We start from the raw sequence: 18,346 nt of genomic DNA, 5'->3' as shown, positions 1-18,346 counted from the left end.
ACGAGAGGTGACGGGATGTTCACGCACGGCAAAAATATTGGCGCCTGTGGGGGACGCCGCGCAGAATCGGCCGATGGAACCCGTCACGCTCACCACCGACCGCCTCGTCCTGCGCACGGTCGGCCCCCGGGACGCCGAGGCCGTGCACGCCGCCGCCCAGGATCCCGACATCCAGCGCTGGACGACGATCCCCTCGCCCTACCTCCCGGAGCACGCGCGGGGCTTCACGGAGCAGATGGTCCCCGACGGCTGGGCGAACGACTCGATGTTCACCTTCGGTCTCTTCCTCCCGGCCGGGGACCTGGTGGGCATGCTCGCGGTCACGATGATCTCGCTGGGCACCGGTGAGATCGGGTTCTGGGGCACCAAGGAGCACCGCGGCCGGGGCTACACCACCGAGGCCGCCGTCGCCGCCGCCCGCTGGGCCTTCACCGAGCGGGCGGTGGACCGCCTGGAGTGGCGCGCCGAGGTCGGCAACACGGCCTCCCGCGCGGTGGCCCAACGCGCGGGCTTCGCCATGGAGGGCACGTTGCGCTCCGCGCTCAACAACAAGGGCGTCCGCCGCGACTGCTGGATCGGCTCCCTCCTCCCCTCCGACCTCGCCCTCCCGTCCACGTCCCCGTACCTCCCGACACCGGACGCCGCCTGAACCCCGGGCCACCGCACCCGCCTCCCCGCACCCGCGCCCCGCTCCCGCGCCCCACTGTCAGACCCACCCCCTATCGTGCGGACGTATGACGACCCTCCCGCCCCCCGCCACGGAACTGTCCGCAGACGAGGCCCGCCGCCTGGCACTGCGCGCGCAGGGTTTCCTCGGCGCCCCCGACCGCCGCGCGGGCGTCCGCGGCGTCCTCCGTCACCTGGGCGCGGTGCAGCTCGACACGATCTCGGTCCTGGCCCGCTCCCACGAGCTGATCCCCTACGCCCGCCTCGGCGCGGTCGGCCGCCGGACCGTGGACGACGCCTACTGGACGGACACCCACGCCTTCGAGTACTGGTCCCACGCCGCCTGCATCCTCCCGATCGAGGAGTGGCCCCACTTCGCCTTCCGCCGCCGCGCGTACCGCAACCGCCCGCACTGGAACCACCACCTCCCCGACGGCGACTACGACCGTGTCGTCAAGCAGCTGCGCGAGGAGGGCCCCCTCACCGCGACGGACCTGGGCGGCGCGAAGAGGACCAGCGAGTGGTGGGACTGGTCGGGCACGAAGGTCGCCGTCGAGCGCGCGCTCATGTACGGCGAGGTGGTGTGCGTGGAGCGCCGCGGCTGGAAGCGGGTGTACGACCTGGCCGAGCGCGCCGTCCCCACCGCGCTGCTGCACGACGACCTGGACGACACGGAGTGCCTGCGCCGGCTGGTCCGCCTGGCCGGCCAGTCCCTGGGCGTCGGCACGCGCGCGGACATCGCGGACTACCACCGTCTCAAGGCCGAGCAGGTCGACGCGGTGATCGCCGACTCGGGCCTGGTGCCGGTCACGGTGGCGGGCTGGGGCCGTCCTGCCTGGGCGGACCCCGCGGCGCTGGAGACGGTCCCGCGCGGCCGTCACCGCACGACGCTGCTCTCCCCCTTCGACTCGCTGATCTGGGAGCGGGCGCGCACCGAGCGGATCTTCGGCTTCACCCACCGGCTGGAGGCCTACGTACCCCGGCAGAAGCGGGTGCACGGTTACTTCGCGATGCCGGTCCTGGCCGGCGGCCGGCTCGTCGGCCGGGTGGACCCGGCCCGCGAGGGGCGCACCCTGGTCGCCAAGCAGGTCACGCTGGACGGCCCGAAGGCGGCCCCGGCGGTGGCCCAGGCACTGGTCGAGGCGGCGAGCTGGGTGGACTGCACGAACGTACGCGTGGAGCGGGTCGAGACTCCTGATCTGCGTGAGCCCCTCACCCGGGAGCTGGCCCGGCTGCTCGACTGACCGGGAACGGACTCACCGGGTCACCGAGTCATGGCGTCACCGACTCACCGGATCTCGAGAATCTTCTCCCGCATCGCGTACACCACGGCCTCCATCCTGGAGTGCAGCTGGAGTTTCTCCAGGATGTTGCGCACGTGGTTCTTCACGGTGTTCTCGGAAATGAACAGTTCCTTGGCGATGTCCCGGTTGTTCATTCCCGTGGCGACGAGCTTGAGTACCTCCAGCTCGCGATCCGTGAGCCGCGGCGCGGGCACCAGCCGGCGTTCGTCGGTGCGCTGGATCATCGACTTGAACTCGGTCAGCAGTTTCGAGGCCATGGACGGACTGATCTGGGACTGTCCGTCGGCCACCGCGCGAATGGCGGTGGCCACCTCGTCCGTCGAGATCTCCTTGAGGAGATAACCGGTCGCGCCCGCCTTGATCGCGTCGTAGAGGTCGGCCTCCTCGTCGCTGATCGTCAGCATGATGATCTTGGCACTGGGGGCCACCTCCTTGATGGAGGTGCAGGCCTCGATACCGCCCCGCTTGGGCATCCGCACGTCCATCAGGACGATGTCCGGCAGCAGGTCGGCCGCCTTCTCCACGGCCTCGGCGCCGTCACCGGCCTCTCCGACGACCTGGATGTCCTCCTCGGCCGCGAGCACGATCTCCAGGCCGCGGCGGAAGAGGGCGTGGTCGTCCACGACCAGCACCCTGATCGGCTCCTCGCGTGCGGAGCCCGCGTCCGGGCCCATGCCGGCGGCCCCGTCGTCGATCCCGTGGTCGACGCCCGCGGCCCGCATCGGTCCGAAACTGTCCGCCATCGTTCCTCCCCCTGAAGGCTTTGGCACGTGGTCCTGAGCCATCGCCAACCCAGAGCAACGACCCACCGGTTGGGCCGTTGCCGCCATGATTCCATGCCCGGCGGACAGCGGGGTGACCGAACGGGCAGCTCTGGGGTCGCACACCCTCGCGCACCGTCGCACACCGGTGCCCCTGGGGGCGCACACGCGCTCCAGGGGCACCGAACCGCTGTCACCCGGCGGCGTGTGTCAGCCGCCGAGCGCATCGCCCGCGTCGGGGGCGTGTGCCTGAGTGACCATCGTGTCCGTGGTCAGGTGGATCACGCCGTAGTCGTAGGCGTGCCGCCGGTAGACGACGCTGGGCTCCTTCGTCTCGGAGTCGACGAACAGGTAGAAGTCGTGCCCGACCAGCTCCATCTCGTAGAGCGCCTGGTCGAGGGACATGGGTGCGGCCACATGGGTCTTCTCCCGGACGACGAGCGGACCGTCGCCCTGGACCTCCAGCGAGCCGATCTTCTTGGTGGGTACGCCGTCCTGCTTCTCCGTCGGGACGACGTCGCCGTTCCCGTTGAGCGTCGCCGCGCCGGGTACGTGGTCGGCGACCTCGGCCGCCGAGATCCGGCGCGCGCCGCGGCGCGAGAAGCGCTTGTCGTGCTGCTTGCGCAGTCGTGCGCCAAGCTTCTCCGCCGCCAGGTCGAGCGCCGCGTAGGGGTCGCTCGCCGCCGCCTCCGCCCGGATCACCGGACCGCGGGAGCGGAGCGTGATCTCCACTCGGTCACAGCGGTCGGCCTGCCGGGGGTTCGGCTCCTTGGACACCTCGACGTCGAGGCTGATCACCTTGCCATCGAGCTTCTGGATCTTCTCCAGCTTCAGCTTCTCGGCCACGTGCTTCCGGAACCGCTCGGGCACCTCGGTCTTGCGGCCCTTGACGACGATGTCCACGCAGAACTCCGTTCCCGGATCGCTCCGCTTCGACGGCGGAGCATCTCCCTTTTGCACCAGGTTCCGGTCCATCCCGAAACCTCGGACTCGGTGACGTCCACCTCCTCCCCCGCGGGCGGGATCTCCACTCCACCGGTGCGGGTGATGACGGTAAAACCCGCAGCACGGCATTCGGATTTGAGAGGTGTGGCCTGCGGCTTTGCCTCACAACCGAACATATCTCGCCCGGACGGATGTCGTCACCCTCTACCGCGGCGTACCTCCGTTCCGGTGAATTGACTCCGTCATTACCTGCAACGACGTAAGTTCTCAGTCAGTTCCGGTTTATTTCGAAAGCATCTGGTGAGGCCGCGACCACTGCCGCGCAGATCGCTTCACGGATCACGCCATCGCCTCCATACGGACCCGCCATTCGGGGGCCGGTCTTCCGTTCCTCTCTGCCTTCCCCTGCCGCGGCCGGATACACGGCCGATCTCGCCGTCCCGTACGCAGCCGGCCCCGCCCGCGACTCAACGGCGGCGGCCGTCGCCGCGCGCACCGCACGGGCCGCCTCGGCCAGCGACGCCCCCGTCGTCATCAGGTCGTCGACCAGGACGACCGTCCCGCCCTCGCACAGCGGCCCCGCACCGCCCGGAGCCACCGCCAGCGCGCCGGCGAGATTGTCCAGCCGCCGCCGGGCGTCGAGCCCGGACTGGTCGGCCACGGCGTACCGCTGCCGCAGCACGGCGAGCACCCGGGCGGCCGTCCCGGTGCGCCGCAGCTCCCCCGCCGCCGCGAGGGCGATCCGCCGCACCGGATCGTGCCCCCGCGTCCGCACCGCTCTGCGCGCCGACGGCACGGGCACGAGCAGCACCGGCCCCCTGCCACGCGCGGGACCCGCAGCTCCGACCCCCACCGCACCGGTCCGCACCGCACCGGTCCGCACGTCACCCGCGTCCGTCCACGCCTCCCGGAGGCCCGCCCGCACCGCTTGCGACAAGGCCACCCCGAGCGGTGCCGTGAGGGCGAGCACGCCCCGCTCCTTGTGGGCCAGCAACGCCGCCCGCACCTCGTCCGCGTACGGCGCCGCCGCGTGCACCGCGGGCAGGCCGGGCGGCTCCGGCTCCGGACGCACCCGGCGCGGCGGGGCTCCGCTCAGCGCCGTACGGCACCGGGGGCACAGCACCGCCCGAGCCGTGCCGCAGCCCCCGCACTCGGCTGGCAGCACCAGGTCCGTGAGGTCCGCCCACCCTCTCCGCCATGTCCGCCGTGTCAGGCATGTCCGCAATCCGCGCATGGCCACCACTGTGCCCCTGCCCGCGAAGCCCCGCCAGGCCTGTGGAAAACGTCGGCCGCCCCCTGTGGAAAACCCGGCCGGGCCAAGAATCGGTGGACGCCCCACCCCGCTGGACGGGGCCGCCCCACCCGGCAGGAAGAGACCGCCGACCCGGCCGGACGGGACCGCCTCACCCCGGATAGACCGGCGCGGTCCCCTCCGTCACCTTCTGCCACTGCAGCCCGGACGGCAGCCGCACGATGAGGTCCTCCGAATACGCCACCAGCGGCAGCCGCTCGTCCTCGGTCGCGGCGATCTCCTTGACGCCGGTCAGGGCCGCGGGCACCGATGCCTCCGGCGTCGAGCCGTCGACCTGGACGTACCCGATCTGCTGGACGCCGCCGCGCTCGCGCCCCACCACGACGAGCCGGGCGTCGCCGGCCCAGGACATGGCGGTGACCTCCTCCAGCTCGGGGGTCGCGGAACGCAGTTCGAGCACGGTGACCGCGGGCACGTCGCCCGCCTTCCCGTCCCGTTCGATCCGCCCGATGAGCAGCGACCGCTTGCCGTCCTTCTCCACCACGAGCGCGATCCGCACCCCGTCGGCGGCCACCCGCACGGCCTGGACCCGCCCGTCGAGGCCCGGGGTCCGCACCTCCACCGGATCGCCCGCGCCCTCCTTCAGCAGCAGCAACTGCGGGTCGGCCGGGTTGCGGTCGGCGATCCACAGGTCGCCCTGCGCATCCCAGCTGGGCGGGGTCAGCCGGTCCGACTCCGTCTTGCCCTGGCTGGTCAGCACCGGGTCGCCGAGCGAACCGCCCGACACCAGCGAGCCGACGTACAGCGACTTGTTGTCGAGACCGATCCCGGCCGCGCTGTGTTCGTCGCGCGACACCGCCACCGACCGCAGGGCCTGCCGGCCCTCGCCCAGCGGGCCGGGCACGGGTTCGGCCCGGGTCCCGTTGCTGCCGGCCGCGATCCGGACCAGGCGGTCCTGGTCGTCGACGAAGTACAGGTAGTCGGGCCGCTGCGCGGAGCCGCGCGTAGCGACCGTCTCGGCGCGGTCCGCGGAGAGCGAACACAACTGCTCACCGCCCGAGCGCAGCTCGACCTCCTGCACCGCCGGGGTGAGGTTCTGCAGCGTGAACAGGAGCTGCGCGGCCATCTCGTCGCACTTGTCCGCGTCGGCCCGCGCCGCCTTGTCGTTCAGCGGAACGGTCAGCCTGCTGCGGTCGTCGGGGGTCAGCGAGCCGGCGTTCTTCGCCAGTGCCGTCCCGGTCGGGAAGCTGGACCTGACCACGGGGCCCAGCAGGCTCGTCGGCCCGCTGAGCAGGGAACGCACCACCTGGGTCATCGGATCCACCCGCCGGCGCACGTAGACGGGATCGGCGACGGCCGCCGGCTCCCGCACCGGTCCCGTCTCGGCGTCCGCCCGCACCGGGGTGTTCGAGGCGAAGTAGTACCGGTTGACCGACATGTAGTTGCGCTGGAAGTCCGACTTGCCCATGACGACGCCCGGCGGCAGCGAATCGATGCGCCACTGCTTGGACTTGCCGTCCCTGGTGAGGTGCACCGACTCGCGGTACACGCCGTCGGCCGGCGCGTACGACTGCTGCGCGTCGACCTCGGCGACCCTGGTGCCGGTCAGGGTGACCGAGTAGTCGTTGGCGTCCTCGCGGTTGCCCGAGTGGTCGGACTCCGTTCCCGGCCCGCCCGCGAGCACCGTCGCCGACTCGTCCGGCCGCCAGTTCTTCGCGGCGTCGCCGGTCAGGTACTTGCGAGCCGTCTCGTAGTGCGGATCGTCGCTGGTCAGCGCCTCCAGGAAGCCCTGCACGATGTCGGCGGGCGGGGCGTCCTCCCGCGGCGGCATCGCGAACACCCGCACCTGCGGGTCCTGCCGGGGCGTGGACTCCACGCCCCTGAGGTCCCCGCTGTCGGGCATGGCCGCACATCCGGCCAGCAGTACGACACCGCCGACGGCGTACGCCACCACGCGTGCCGGCCTCCGCCGACCGCCCCTCCCGCGGTCAGCGCCCACGAGATGCCTCCCCCTGCCTGCTCGAGTCCTCGGGACCGGCGTCCTGGCGGCCCGCCGCCTCCGGTGCCGGCCCACCGTCCTGTCTCCGCGCCCCCGACACGGGCCTCGGCACCACGCGCGCGCCGTTGCCCGGCAGTGCCGTCGGGTCCGCGGTGGGTGCCACCGTGGCCTGCCGCGGCGTTATCGGCCCCCGCGCGGACACCGCGGAGACCTGCCCGGCCGGCACCTGCGCCGGGACGCCGACCGACTTGTCCGCGCCGCGCGCCACCGCCGGGTCGGCGAGGCCCGCGTCGTTGAGCCCGCGGTTGCGGCGCGAGTCCGTCGGCTCCAGCGGTATCGGCGACCCCCTGAGCGGCTCGTCCGCCGTCCTGGGCAGCGTCAGCCGGAACTGCGAGCCGCCGCCGGGCTCGCCCCAGGCCTGCAGCCAGCCGCCGTGCAGCCGCGCGTCCTCCAGGGCGATCGACAGCCCCAGCCCCGTACCGCCGGTGGTACGCGCGCGTGCCGGGTCGGCCCGCCAGAAGCGGCTGAAGACCCGGGTGGCCTCGCCCGGCTTGAGTCCGACGCCGTAGTCGCGCACCGCGACGGCGACGGCGCCCCCGGCCGCGGCGAGCTTGACGACGACGTCCCGGCCCTCGCCGTGCTCGACGGCGTTGACGACCAGGTTGCGCAGCACGCGCTCGACCCGCCGGGCGTCCGCCTCGGCGACGACGGGCTGCTGGTCGCCGACGACGCGTATCCCCGTGCCCTTGCGCTCGGCGAGCGGCTCCGCGCCGCTGACGACGCGCCGTACGACCTCCCTGAGGTCTATCGGCTCGGCCTCCAGCGCGGCGGCGCCCGCGTCGAAGCGGCTGATCTCCAGCAGGTCGGCGAGCAGCGTCTCGAACCGGTCCAGCTGGTCGGCGAGCAGTTCGGCCGACCGCGCGGTCACCGGATCGAAGTCCACGCGCGCGTCGTGAATGACGTCGGCCGCCATCCGCACGGTCGTCAGCGGTGTGCGCAGCTCGTGCGACACGTCGGAGACGAACCGCCGCTGCATCCGCGACAGGTCCTCCAGCTGGCTGATCTTGAGCTGGAGGTTCTGCGCCATCTTGTTGAAGGCCTCGCCGAGCCGGGCGATGTCGTCCTCGCCGGTGACCTTCATCCGTTCCTGGAGCCGCCCGGCGGACAGCCGCTCGGCGATGCTCGCCGCCATCCGGACCGGTGTGACGACCTGGCGCACCACGAGCCAGGCGATGGCCCCGAGCAGTACGACCACGAAGAGCCCGGCGGTTGCCAGGGTGCCCCTGACCAGGCTGAGGGACTTCTCCTCCTGGGTGAGCGGGAAGAGGTAGTACAGCTGGTACGGCTCGCCGTTCGGGTCGTTGACCTGCTTGCCGATGACCAGTCCCGGCTGGGACGGCTGGTCGGAGTTGTAGACGATCCGGGTGTAGCTCTGGGCGGCCGCGGTGTCGCCGTCGATCCGCTCCCGCAGGGCCTCGGGGACGCTCACCGCCCAGTCGACCGATCCGGAGGCGCGCGGACCGCGTCCGCTGCCGCTCTCCCCGCCCATGGGGAGGGTGACCACGTCGAAGGCGCTCTGGCCACCGCTGGAGAGCGACTTCACCAGCTCGCTCATCCACTGGATGACGTTCTGCGAGGGACGCCCGTCCGCGGGGGTGCCGTCGTCGCCGTTGGTGCTCGCCGCCTCCTCGGCCTTCTGCTTGGCCGCCGTGAAGCCACCGGTGGCCTGGCTCTGGGAGGCCTTCACCTTGGCGTCCAGCAGTCCGTTGCGGACCTGCCCGATTACCACGAAGCCGAGCAGCAACACCACGCCCAGCGACATCAGCAGGGTGGTGGCGACGACCTTGAGCTGGATGTTGCGCCGCCACAGCCGCATGACCGGCAGCAGGGGGCGGCGCACCCAGCGCATGAACAGACGGAGCACCGGGCTGCCCTGCACCCCGCCGTGCAGCAGCCCGCCCTCCAGCACACGGCCGAAGAGACGGGAGCCGGCGCTCCGGTGGCCGACAGGCCGTCCGGCGCGGGCCCCGGACCCGGGCGCCGAAGCGGCACTGTCCCTGGCCATGTCAGCTCGGTCCGGCCTTGTAGCCGACGCCGCGGACGGTCACCACGATCTCCGGCTTCTCCGGGTCCTTCTCGACCTTGGAGCGCAGCCGCTGGACGTGCACGTTGACCAGGCGGGTGTCGGCGGCGTGCCGGTAGCCCCAGACCTGCTCGAGGAGCACCTCGCGCGTGAACACCTGCCACGGCTTGCGGGCCAGCGCCACCAGCAGGTCGAACTCCAGCGGCGTCAGCGCGATCGACTGCCCGTCCCGCTTCACGGAGTGCCCGGCGACGTCGATGACCAGGTCGCCTATGGCGAGCTGCTCCGGCGCCGGTTCCTCCGACCTCCGCAGCCGCGCCCGGATCCGGGCCACCAGCTCCTTCGGCTTGAACGGCTTCACGATGTAGTCGTCGGCGCCCGACTCCAGACCCACCACGACGTCGACGGTGTCGCTCTTCGCCGTCAGCATCACGATCGGCACACCCGACTCGGCCCTGATCAGGCGGCACACCTCGATGCCGTCCCGTCCGGGCAGCATCAGGTCGAGCAGCACCAGGTCCGGCTTGGTCTCCCGGAAGGCGGCCAGCGCCTTGTCGCCGTCGGCTACGAAAGACGGCTCAAAACCCTCACCACGCAGCACAATGCCGAGCATCTCGGCCAGTGCGGTGTCGTCGTCGACGACAAGGACTCGTCCCTTCATAAACGACATCATCCCATTAGCTAATCGTTACCTGGCGTGACCTGGCACACAGCGCGGCCAGGGCCTCGGTCGTCACGGGCGAAACCACACCCTCCTCGGTGACGATCGCCGTCACCAGTTCGGGCGGAGTCACATCGAACGCCGGGTTGTACGCCTGGGTCCCCAGGGGTGCCACCGGAATCCCGCCTCCCGCTCCCGCCACCGGCACCTGAGGTGCTGTGACCTCGGTCACTTCATATCCGGGGCGCTGTTCCACTTCGATGGACGCCCCGTCCGGCGTGTCCGGATCCACCGTCGTGACCGGAGCCACCACGACGAACGGCACATGGTGGTACCGCGCGAGCACCGCGAGCGGATAGCTCCCCACCTTGTTCGCCACCGAACCGTCGGCCGCGATGCGGTCCGCGCCGATCAGTACCGCGTCCACCTCACCCGCCGCGAACAGCGAACCCGCCGCGTTGTCGGTGAGCAAGGTGTACGCCATGTCGTTGCGGGCCGCCTCGTATGCCGTCAGGCGAGCACCTTGCAGCAAGGGACGCGTTTCGTCCACCCACAGGCGTCGCAGCCGTCCCGACCGGTGCGCCGCGAGCGCCACCGCGAAGGCGGTCCCCTCACCGCCCGACACCAGCGAACCGGTGTTGCAGTGCGTGAGGACGCGGTGTCCTCCGGCGGGCAGCAGCTCGTCGAGCAGCGCGAGTCCGTGCGCGGCCATCCGGGCGCTGGCCTCGGTGTCCTCCCGGTGCAGCGCCCTTGCCGCGGACAGCGCCGCCCGGGCGGCCTGCCCGGTGTCACCGGTCCTGGCGAGCGCCTCCCGGTGCGCGGCCTGCGCCCGGCGCACCCCGACGGCGAGGTTCACCGCGGTCGGGCGCGCCCCCGCCAGCGCCGCCGCCGCCTCCTCGACCTCGAAGCCCCGTACGGCGGCGAGCGCGACGCCGTAGCCGCCCGCGATGCCCAGCAGCGGCGCCCCGCGCACGGCGAGCGAGCGGATCGCCTCCACCAGCGCGGCTGGGTCCGTGCAGACCAGCTCGACCTCCTCGGCGGGCAATCTGGTCTGGTCCAGCAGCACCAGCATCGGGCCTTCGGGGGGTTCCTCCCAGCGAAGGGCCGGTATCCCGGTCGGCCGCTTGTCCTCGCCGTTTCGCGCGTCCTGATCAGCCATGCGGTCAGTCTGCCCCCTGTACGACGGACAATTGAAGGTGCGCAGCCCCTACCGCGCCCGGTCCGCACCCGACGCCCCCATGGCACGATGGCTGCCAACCCGCCGCCGCGACCGCGGACGCGCACCGTGAAGGAGCGACGATGAACGACACTCCGGGCTGGGCATCGCCCGGATCCGCCCCGTCCGACGGGCACGAGCCCGGCGCGTCCGGCCCCGCCGAGCCCGCCGACCGCCCCGCCGGCTCCGGCCAGCCCGCGCCGCCCGCGGACCGGCCGGACGCGGAACCGACGGGCCCCGGCACGAAGTGGTCCAAGGAGCAGCCGCCCCCTGGCCAGTGGTCCGCTCCCACCGGCCCCGCGGACCGCGGCCAGGCCCCGCCTCCCCCACCGCCCGGCCCGGGCTGGGGCACCCCGCCACCCGGACCCCCCGGAGGCGGCTACGGAGGCTACGGCGGCCCCGGCGGATACGGCGGCCCGGGCAGGGGCTACGGCGGCTACGGCGCCCCCGGTGGGCCCGGCGGCTGGGGAGGCGGCTGGGGCGGTCCCCCGCCCGCTGCCAAGCCCGGCGTGATCCCGCTCCGCCCGCTCGGTGTCGGCGAGATCCTCGACGGCGCCGTCTCCACCATGCGCACCTACTGGCGCACCGTCCTCGGCATCTCCCTGACCGTCGCCGTCTTCACCGAGGTCATCGTCGTGCTGCTCCAGGGCCTCGTCCTGGACGACGCCGGCAGCGAGGCGCTCAACGACCCCGACGCCACCCTGAGCGAACTCGGCGACGCGCTGGCCGAGACCACGATCAACTCGGGGGTCGTCTTCCTGATCTCCCTGATCGGCACCGTACTGGCAACGGCCCTGCTCACCACCGTCACCAGCCGCGCCGTACTCGGCAGGCCGGTGACCACCGGCGAGGCCTGGCGTGACGCCCGCCCCCAGGTGCTGAAGCTGTTCGGCCTGATCCTCCTGCTGCTGCTCATCGTCGCCGGACTCCTCACGGTCGGCATGACCCCCGGTCTCCTGGTCACGGCCGCCTCGGGCGTCGGGGCCGGGGTGGCCCTGACCGCCCTGGGCTTCCTGGCGGGCGGCGTCGTCGCGGTCTGGCTCATGGTCCGCTTCTCGCTGGCGTCCCCCGCGCTGATGCTGGAGAAGCAGGGCATCAAGAAGGCGATGGGCCGCTCGGTGAAGCTGGTGCGCGGCTCCTGGTGGCGCGTCTTCGGCATCCAGCTGCTCGCCACGGTCATCGCCAACGTCGTCGCGTCGATCATCGTGATCCCCTTCGCCTTCCTCGCCGCGACCCTCGGCGGCGACGGCGTCGGCGGCTTCCTGGACGGCACCGGCGACCTCGGCTGGACGTTCCTCGTCGTCAGCGGCATCGGCTCGGTGATCGGCTCCATGATCACCTTCCCGATCACGGCGGGCGTGACCGTGCTGCTCTACATCGACCAGCGCATCCGCCGCGAGGCCCTCGACCTCGAACTGGCCCGCGCCGCCGGGGCCCAGGGCTCCGGCCCGCAGGGCTCCGGTGCCTCCGGCGCCGTCCCGGGGAGCTGACGGGGTGAGTCCGGCGGGGGGAGTTCTCACGGAGGTGCTGGCACGCACCGCCGCACGAACGGTGTCGCGCTCCGGCGACGAACCACCGGTGACGATCCCGCGCGACCCCGCGCGGGACGCCGCGCGGCGCGAGCTGTCCAAGCGGATGTACCACGAGAACGACCCCAGCTGGTTCCAGCGGGCCCTGAACGCCTTCTGGGACTGGATCGAGGAGCTGTTCAGCAAGGCGTCCACCGCGACACCCGGGGGAACGCTGGGCCTGGTGGTCGTCGTCGTGGCCGTCCTGGCGGCGCTGGGCGCTCTCTGGTGGCGCCTGGGCACCCCACGCCGCGGACCCGTCTCCGCCCCCGCCCTCTTCGACGACCGCCCCCGCAGCGCCGCCGACCACCGCGCCGCCGCCCAGGCACACGCCGCCCAAGGACACTGGAACCAGGCCGTCCAGGAACGCATGCGGGCCGTCGTCCGCGCCCTCGAGGAACGCGCCCTGCTCGACATCCGCCCCGGCCGCACCGCCGACGAGGCGGCCACCGAGGGGGGCCGGGCCCTGCCGGACCACAGGGACCGGCTGCGCGCCGCCGCACGGGACTTCGACGACGTCGCGTACGGCGGCCGGCCCGGCAGCGAAGAGTCGTACCGGCGCCTCACCGAACTCGACCACGACCTGGACCGCAGCAAGCCGCAACTGGCGAGCAGCACGGCCGGGCGCCGCACCAGCGACGCCACGGACCGGGACACCCGCCGGGGAGCCGCCGAATGACCACCGAGGCCACGCTCCCCACCACCGCGGCCTCGCCCACCGCCCGCCAGGTGTGGACCCGCGCGCGGGGCATCGCACTCGCCCTCGTCCTGCTGCTCGTCGGCGCCGTCGCCCTCGCGGTCGTCCGCTCCGACGCCCGGCACGGAGAACTCGACCCGCGCTCCGCCGATCCCTACGGCAGCCGCGCCGTCGCCGAACTCCTCGCCGACCGGGGGGTCTCCACGCGCGTGGTCACCACCCTGGACGAAGCACGGGCCGCAGCCGGCCCAGACACCACCCTGCTGGTCGCCGTGCCCGACCTCCTGACGGAACGCCAGCAGACGGGACTGCACTCGGCGACGTCCGGCTCCGGTGGCCGCACCGTCCTGGTGGCCCCCGGCGGCGCCGCCGTCGAACGCCTCGCCCCCGGCGTCACCGCCGACCCCGCGCTCAGCGTCGACTCGACGCTGGCCCCCGCCTGCGACCTGCCCGCCGCACGGCGCGCGGGAGACGCCGACACGGGCGGCATCCGCTACAGCACCCACCTCGAAGCCGACGCCTGCTACCCCAGCCGGCGCCTGGCCACCCTCCTGCGCATCCCCGACCCCTCCGCGAAGGCGTCCGCGCAGGACGCCCCGGGCGACACCGTCGTCCTCGGCGCCCGCGACATCCTCTTCAACAACCACCTCGACGAGCACGGCAACGCCTCGCTCGCCCTCCAACTCCTCGGCTCCCGCGACCACCTGGTCTGGTACCTCCCCTCCCTCTCCGACCTCCCGGACCCGGACGACCAACGCGGCTTCTTCGACCTGCTCCCGTCCGGCTGGCTCTGGGGCACCCTGCAACTCTTCATCGCCGCCGCCCTCGCCGCCCTGTGGCGGGCACGCCGACTCGGCCCCCTGGTGCCCGAAAAACTCCCCGTCGCGATCCGCGCCTCCGAAACCGTCGAAGGCCGCGCCCGCCTCTACCGCAAGGCGAACGCCCGCGACCGCGCCGCCACCGCTCTTCGCTCCGCCACCCGCACCCGCCTCGCCCCTCTCGCAGGCGTCCCCGTCGCCCAGGCAGACTCGCCCGAGTCCCTGCTCCCCGCCCTGTCCGCCCACCTCCACGGCGCACCCGGCGACGCACCGGCCCTGCACACCCTCCTCTTCGGCCCGCCGCCCGGCGACGACGCGGCCCTGATCGCACTCGCCGACCAACTCGACGCCCTCGAAAGAGAGGTACGCCGTCCATGATGGACCCGACCACTGACAACGCCGGGCAGACCGCGGCCCCGGGCAACGCCCGCGCCGCCCTCGAAGCCCTGCGCGCCGAGATCGCCAAGGCCGTGGTCGGCCAGGACGCCGCCGTGACCGGCCTCGTCGTAGCCCTGCTCTGCCGCGGCCACGTCCTCCTCGAAGGCGTCCCCGGGGTCGCCAAGACGCTGCTCGTCCGCACCCTCGCCGCGGCCACCGAACTCGACACCAAACGCGTCCAGTTCACCCCCGACCTGATGCCGAGCGACGTCACCGGATCCCTGGTCTACGACGCCCGCACCACCGAGTTCTCCTTCCAGCCGGGCCCGGTCTTCACCAACCTCCTCCTCGCCGACGAGATCAACCGCACGCCCCCGAAGACCCAGTCCTCCCTCCTCGAAGCCATGGAAGAACGCCAGGTCACCGTGGACGGCACGCCCCGCCCACTCCCCGAACCCTTCCTCGTCGCGGCCACCCAGAACCCGGTCGAGTACGAGGGCACCTATCCCCTCCCGGAAGCCCAGCTGGACCGCTTCCTCCTCAAACTCACCGTCCCCCTGCCCACCCGCCAGGACGAGATCGACGTCCTCACCCGGCATGCGGCAGGCTTCAATCCGCGCGACCTGCACGCCGCCGGCGTACGCCCCGTCGCGAGCGCCGCCGACCTGGAGGCCGCCCGCGCGGAGGCCGCCAAGACGACCGTCTCCCCGGAGATCACCGCCTACGTCGTCGACCTCTGCCGTGCCACCCGAGAGTCGCCGTCGCTCACCCTCGGCGTCTCCCCGCGCGGCGCCACGGCACTGCTGTCGACCGCCCGCGCGTGGGCCTGGCTCACGGGCCGCGACTACGTCACCCCCGACGACGTGAAGGCCCTGGCCCTCCCAACTCTCCGGCACCGCGTCCAGCTCCGCCCGGAGGCCGAGATGGAGGGCGTGACCGCGGACTCGGTCATCAACGCGATCCTCGCCCACGTCCCCGTTCCCCGCTGATGGCACTCACCGGACGCGCCGCGCTCATCGCGGCCCTTGCCTCCGTCCCCGTCGGCATCTGGGACCCCAGCTGGACGGGCATCCTCGCGGTCAACGCCCCGCTGGCCGCGGCCTGCGCCTGCGACTTCGCCCTGGCCGCCCCCGTACGCCGGCTCGGTCTCACCCGCTCCGGGGACGCCTCCGCCCGACTGGGCGACACCGCCGACGTGACCCTGACGGTCACCAACCCGTCGGGCCGCCCGCTCCGGGCCCGCCTGCGCGACGCCTGGCCGCCCAGCAGCTGGCAGCCAGGCACCGAGACGGCGGCCTCCCGTCACAGCCTGACCGTGCCCGCCGGCGAACGCCGCCGCGTGACCACCCGCCTGCGCCCCACCCGCCGCGGCGACCGCCACGCGGACCGCGTCACGATCCGGTCGTACGGCCCCCTGGGCCTCCTCACCCGCCAGGGCACCCACCGGGTCCCCTGGACCGTCCGCGTCCTCCCCCCGTTCACCAGCCGCAAGCACCTCCCCTCCAAGCTGTCCCGGCTCCGTGAACTCGACGGCCGCACCAGCGTCCTCACCCGCGGCGAGGGCACGGAGTTCGACAGCCTGCGCGAGTACGTCCCGGGCGACGACACCCGTTCCATCGACTGGCGCGCGACGGCCCGCCACTCCACCGTCGCCGTGCGCACCTGGCGCCCCGAACGCGACCGGCACATCCTGCTCGTCCTCGACACCGGCCGTACCTCGGCCGGTCGCGTGGGAGACGCCCCGCGCCTCGACGCCTCCATGGACGCCGCCCTGCTCCTGGCCGCCCTGGCCTCCCGCGCGGGCGACCGCGTCGACCTCCTCGCCTACGACCGCCGGGTACGCGCCCTGCTCCAGGGCCGCACCGCGGGCGACCTCCTTCCCTCCCTGGTCAACGCCCTGGCGACCGTGGAGCCGGAGCTGGTGGAGACCGATGCGCGTGGCCTCACCGCCACCGCTCTGCGGTCGGCCCCCCGCCGGTCCCTGATCGTCCTGTTCACGACTCTCGACGCGGCTCCGATCGAGGAGGGGCTGCTCCCCGTCCTGCCACAGCTGACCCAGCGCCACACGGTCCTCGTGGCCTCGGTGGCCGACCCGCACATCTCCGCCATGGCCGAAGCCCGCGGCCACACGGATGCCGTGTACGAGGCCGCGGCGGCCGCACAGGCCCAGTCGGAGCGCCGCAACATCGCCGACCAGCTCCGCCGGCACGGCGTCACGGTCGTCGACGCGACCCCGGACGAGCTTCCTCCGGCACTCGCGGACGCCTACCTGGAACTCAAAGCGGCAGGCCGCCTATAGAAAAAGGCGGGGCCTTGTGGCCCCGCCCGGTTCAGTCCCGTTTCAACGGCCCCTGAACGCAGAAAACCCCGCACCGTTCCCGGTGCGGGGTCTTCTCGCAATGATTGTTCGGCGGCGTCCTACTCTCCCACAGGGTCCCCCCTGCAGTACCATCGGCGCTGTAAGGCTTAGCTTCCGGGTTCGAAATGTAACCGGGCGTTTCCCCTACGCTATGACCACCGAAACACTATGAAACTCTCAACCGCACCACGCTATGGACGTGGGGTTGTTCGTGGTTTCAGAACCAACACAGTGGACGCGAGCAACTGAGGACAAGCCCTCGGCCTATTAGTACCGGTCACCTCCACACCTCACGGTGCTTCCAGATCCGGCCTATCAACCCAGTCGTCTACTGGGAGCCTTAACCCCTCAAGGGGGTGGGAGTCCTCATCTCGAAGCAGGCTTCCCGCTTAGATGCTTTCAGCGGTTATCCCTCCCGAACGTAGCCAACCAGCCATGCCCTTGGCAGAACAACTGGCACACCAGAGGTTCGTCCGTCCCGGTCCTCTCGTACTAGGGACAGCCCTTCTCAAGACTCCTACGCGCACAGCGGATAGGGACCGAACTGTCTCACGACGTTCTAAACCCAGCTCGCGTACCGCTTTAATGGGCGAACAGCCCAACCCTTGGGACCGACTCCAGCCCCAGGATGCGACGAGCCGACATCGAGGTGCCAAACCATCCCGTCGATATGGACTCTTGGGGAAGATCAGCCTGTTATCCCCGGGGTACCTTTTATCCGTTGAGCGACGGCGCTTCCACAAGCCACCGCCGGATCACTAGTCCCGACTTTCGTCCCTGCTCGACCCGTCGGTCTCACAGTCAAGCTCCCTTGTGCACTTACACTCAACACCTGATTGCCAACCAGGCTGAGGGAACCTTTGGGCGCCTCCGTTACTCTTTAGGAGGCAACCGCCCCAGTTAAACTACCCATCAGACACTGTCCCTGATCCGGATCACGGACCCAGGTTAGACATCCAGCACGACCAGACTGGTATTTCAACGACGACTCCACCCACACTGGCGTGCGAGCTTCAAAGTCTCCCAGCTATCCTACACAAGCCGAACCGAACACCAATATCAAACTGTAGTAAAGGTCCCGGGGTCTTTCCGTCCTGCTGCGCGAAACGAGCATCTTTACTCGTAGTGCAATTTCACCGGGCCTATGGTTGAGACAGTCGAGAAGTCGTTACGCCATTCGTGCAGGTCGGAACTTACCCGACAAGGAATTTCGCTACCTTAGGATGGTTATAGTTACCACCGCCGTTTACTGGCGCTTAAGTTCTCAGCTTCGCCACACCGAAATGTGACTAACCGGTCCCCTTAACGTTCCAGCACCGGGCAGGCGTCAGTCCGTATACATCGCCTTACGGCTTCGCACGGACCTGTGTTTTTAGTAAACAGTCGCTTCTCGCTGGTCTCTGCGGCCACCCCCAGCTCAGAGTGCAAAACTCGTCACCAGGTGTGGCCCCCCTTCTCCCGAAGTTACGGGGGCATTTTGCCGAGTTCCTTAACCATAGTTCACCCGAACGCCTCGGTATTCTCTACCTGACCACCTGAGTCGGTTTAGGGTACGGGCCGCCATGAAACTCGCTAGAGGCTTTTCTCGACAGCATAGGATCATCCACTTCACCACAATCGGCTCGGCATCAGGTCTCAG

14 protein-coding genes and 2 rRNA genes are annotated in these 18,346 nt (G+C 71.5%); 7 read left to right on the top strand and 9 right to left on the bottom strand.

Translation table 11 applies throughout. The features are described 5' to 3' along the window. Positions 1-73: 73 nt before the first annotated feature. Together ACFV9J_RS02985 and ACFV9J_RS02980 are read left to right on the top strand one after the other, a co-directional pair. Positions 74-649, top strand: a complete 576-nt coding sequence (locus ACFV9J_RS02985; protein ID WP_385348949.1) for a GNAT family N-acetyltransferase — start codon at positions 74-76, stop codon at positions 647-649. A gap of 85 nt (positions 650-734) precedes the next feature. Continuing rightward, positions 735-1,910, top strand: coding sequence for a winged helix-turn-helix domain-containing protein (locus ACFV9J_RS02980; protein WP_385348946.1), 1,176 nt, complete (start codon positions 735-737; stop codon positions 1,908-1,910). A gap of 44 nt (positions 1,911-1,954) precedes the next feature. On the opposite strand, the gene ACFV9J_RS02975 is transcribed toward ACFV9J_RS02980, so the two are convergent. The 7 genes from ACFV9J_RS02975 to mtnA form a co-directional block, all read right to left on the bottom strand. Continuing rightward, positions 1,955-2,713, bottom strand: a complete 759-nt coding sequence (locus ACFV9J_RS02975; protein WP_385348943.1) for a response regulator — start codon at positions 2,711-2,713, stop codon at positions 1,955-1,957. Between the two features lie 228 nt (positions 2,714-2,941). Beyond that, positions 2,942-3,634: a ribosome hibernation-promoting factor, HPF/YfiA family gene (hpf, locus tag ACFV9J_RS02970; protein ID WP_016326377.1), complete on the bottom strand. Its 693-nt coding sequence runs from the start codon at positions 3,632-3,634 to the stop codon at positions 2,942-2,944. 313 nt (positions 3,635-3,947) lie between these two features. Then, complete coding sequence (locus tag ACFV9J_RS02965; protein ID WP_385348939.1) at positions 3,948-4,910, bottom strand: ComF family protein; 963 nt, start codon at positions 4,908-4,910, stop codon at positions 3,948-3,950. A gap of 169 nt (positions 4,911-5,079) precedes the next feature. Continuing rightward, positions 5,080-6,927, bottom strand: a complete 1,848-nt coding sequence (locus ACFV9J_RS02960) for an LpqB family beta-propeller domain-containing protein (protein WP_385348937.1) — start codon at positions 6,925-6,927, stop codon at positions 5,080-5,082. Then, positions 6,917-8,992 carry a two-component system sensor histidine kinase MtrB gene (gene mtrB / locus ACFV9J_RS02955; protein WP_385348934.1) on the bottom strand — a complete coding sequence of 692 codons (2,076 nt, stop codon included), beginning with the start codon at positions 8,990-8,992 and terminating at the stop codon, positions 6,917-6,919. The genes ACFV9J_RS02960 and mtrB overlap by 11 nt, the downstream gene beginning before the upstream one ends. A 1-nt stretch (position 8,993) precedes the next feature. Beyond that, positions 8,994-9,683 carry a two-component system response regulator MtrA gene (mtrA, locus tag ACFV9J_RS02950; RefSeq protein ID WP_003975799.1) on the bottom strand — a complete coding sequence of 230 codons (690 nt, stop codon included), beginning with the start codon at positions 9,681-9,683 and terminating at the stop codon, positions 8,994-8,996. A 4-nt stretch (positions 9,684-9,687) separates the two neighbouring features. Then, the gene (gene mtnA / locus ACFV9J_RS02945) at positions 9,688-10,830 is read right to left on the bottom strand and encodes an S-methyl-5-thioribose-1-phosphate isomerase (RefSeq protein WP_385348929.1); all 1,143 of its coding nucleotides are present in this window, start codon (positions 10,828-10,830) and stop codon (positions 9,688-9,690) included. Between the two features lie 140 nt (positions 10,831-10,970). Between mtnA and ACFV9J_RS02940 the strand changes: the two genes are divergently transcribed. The 5 genes from ACFV9J_RS02940 to ACFV9J_RS02920 are packed head-to-tail and all read left to right on the top strand — an operon-like array spanning position 10,971 to position 16,647. Then, the gene (locus tag ACFV9J_RS02940; protein WP_385348926.1) at positions 10,971-12,377 is read left to right on the top strand and encodes a glycerophosphoryl diester phosphodiesterase membrane domain-containing protein; all 1,407 of its coding nucleotides are present in this window, start codon (positions 10,971-10,973) and stop codon (positions 12,375-12,377) included. 34 nt (positions 12,378-12,411) lie between these two features. Next, complete coding sequence (locus tag ACFV9J_RS02935) at positions 12,412-13,134, top strand: DUF4129 domain-containing protein (RefSeq protein ID WP_385348923.1); 723 nt, start codon at positions 12,412-12,414, stop codon at positions 13,132-13,134. After that, positions 13,131-14,348 (top strand): DUF4350 domain-containing protein, encoded by a 1,218-nt coding sequence (locus tag ACFV9J_RS02930; RefSeq protein ID WP_385348920.1) that lies wholly within the window; start codon positions 13,131-13,133, stop codon positions 14,346-14,348. Before ACFV9J_RS02935 ends, ACFV9J_RS02930 begins: the two co-directional genes overlap by 4 nt. Beyond that, positions 14,348-15,337: an AAA family ATPase gene (locus tag ACFV9J_RS02925; protein WP_385350076.1), complete on the top strand. Its 990-nt coding sequence runs from the start codon at positions 14,348-14,350 to the stop codon at positions 15,335-15,337. The genes ACFV9J_RS02930 and ACFV9J_RS02925 overlap by 1 nt, the downstream gene beginning before the upstream one ends. Then, the gene (locus ACFV9J_RS02920; protein WP_385348917.1) at positions 15,337-16,647 is read left to right on the top strand and encodes a DUF58 domain-containing protein; all 1,311 of its coding nucleotides are present in this window, start codon (positions 15,337-15,339) and stop codon (positions 16,645-16,647) included. Before ACFV9J_RS02925 ends, ACFV9J_RS02920 begins: the two co-directional genes overlap by 1 nt. Before the next feature lie 106 nt (positions 16,648-16,753). Here the strand turns inward: ACFV9J_RS02920 and rrf are convergent. Continuing rightward, positions 16,754-16,870 (bottom strand): 5S ribosomal RNA (gene rrf, locus ACFV9J_RS02915). A gap of 84 nt (positions 16,871-16,954) precedes the next feature. Beyond that, positions 16,955-18,346 (bottom strand): 23S ribosomal RNA (locus ACFV9J_RS02910); the annotation flags it as partial.

This window comes from Streptomyces sp. NPDC059906, from assembly GCF_042730645.1.
Classification (GTDB): Bacteria; Actinomycetota; Actinomycetes; order Streptomycetales; family Streptomycetaceae; genus Streptomyces; species Streptomyces rubrogriseus.
This window is presented reverse-complemented; position numbering and strand designations above follow the sequence as displayed.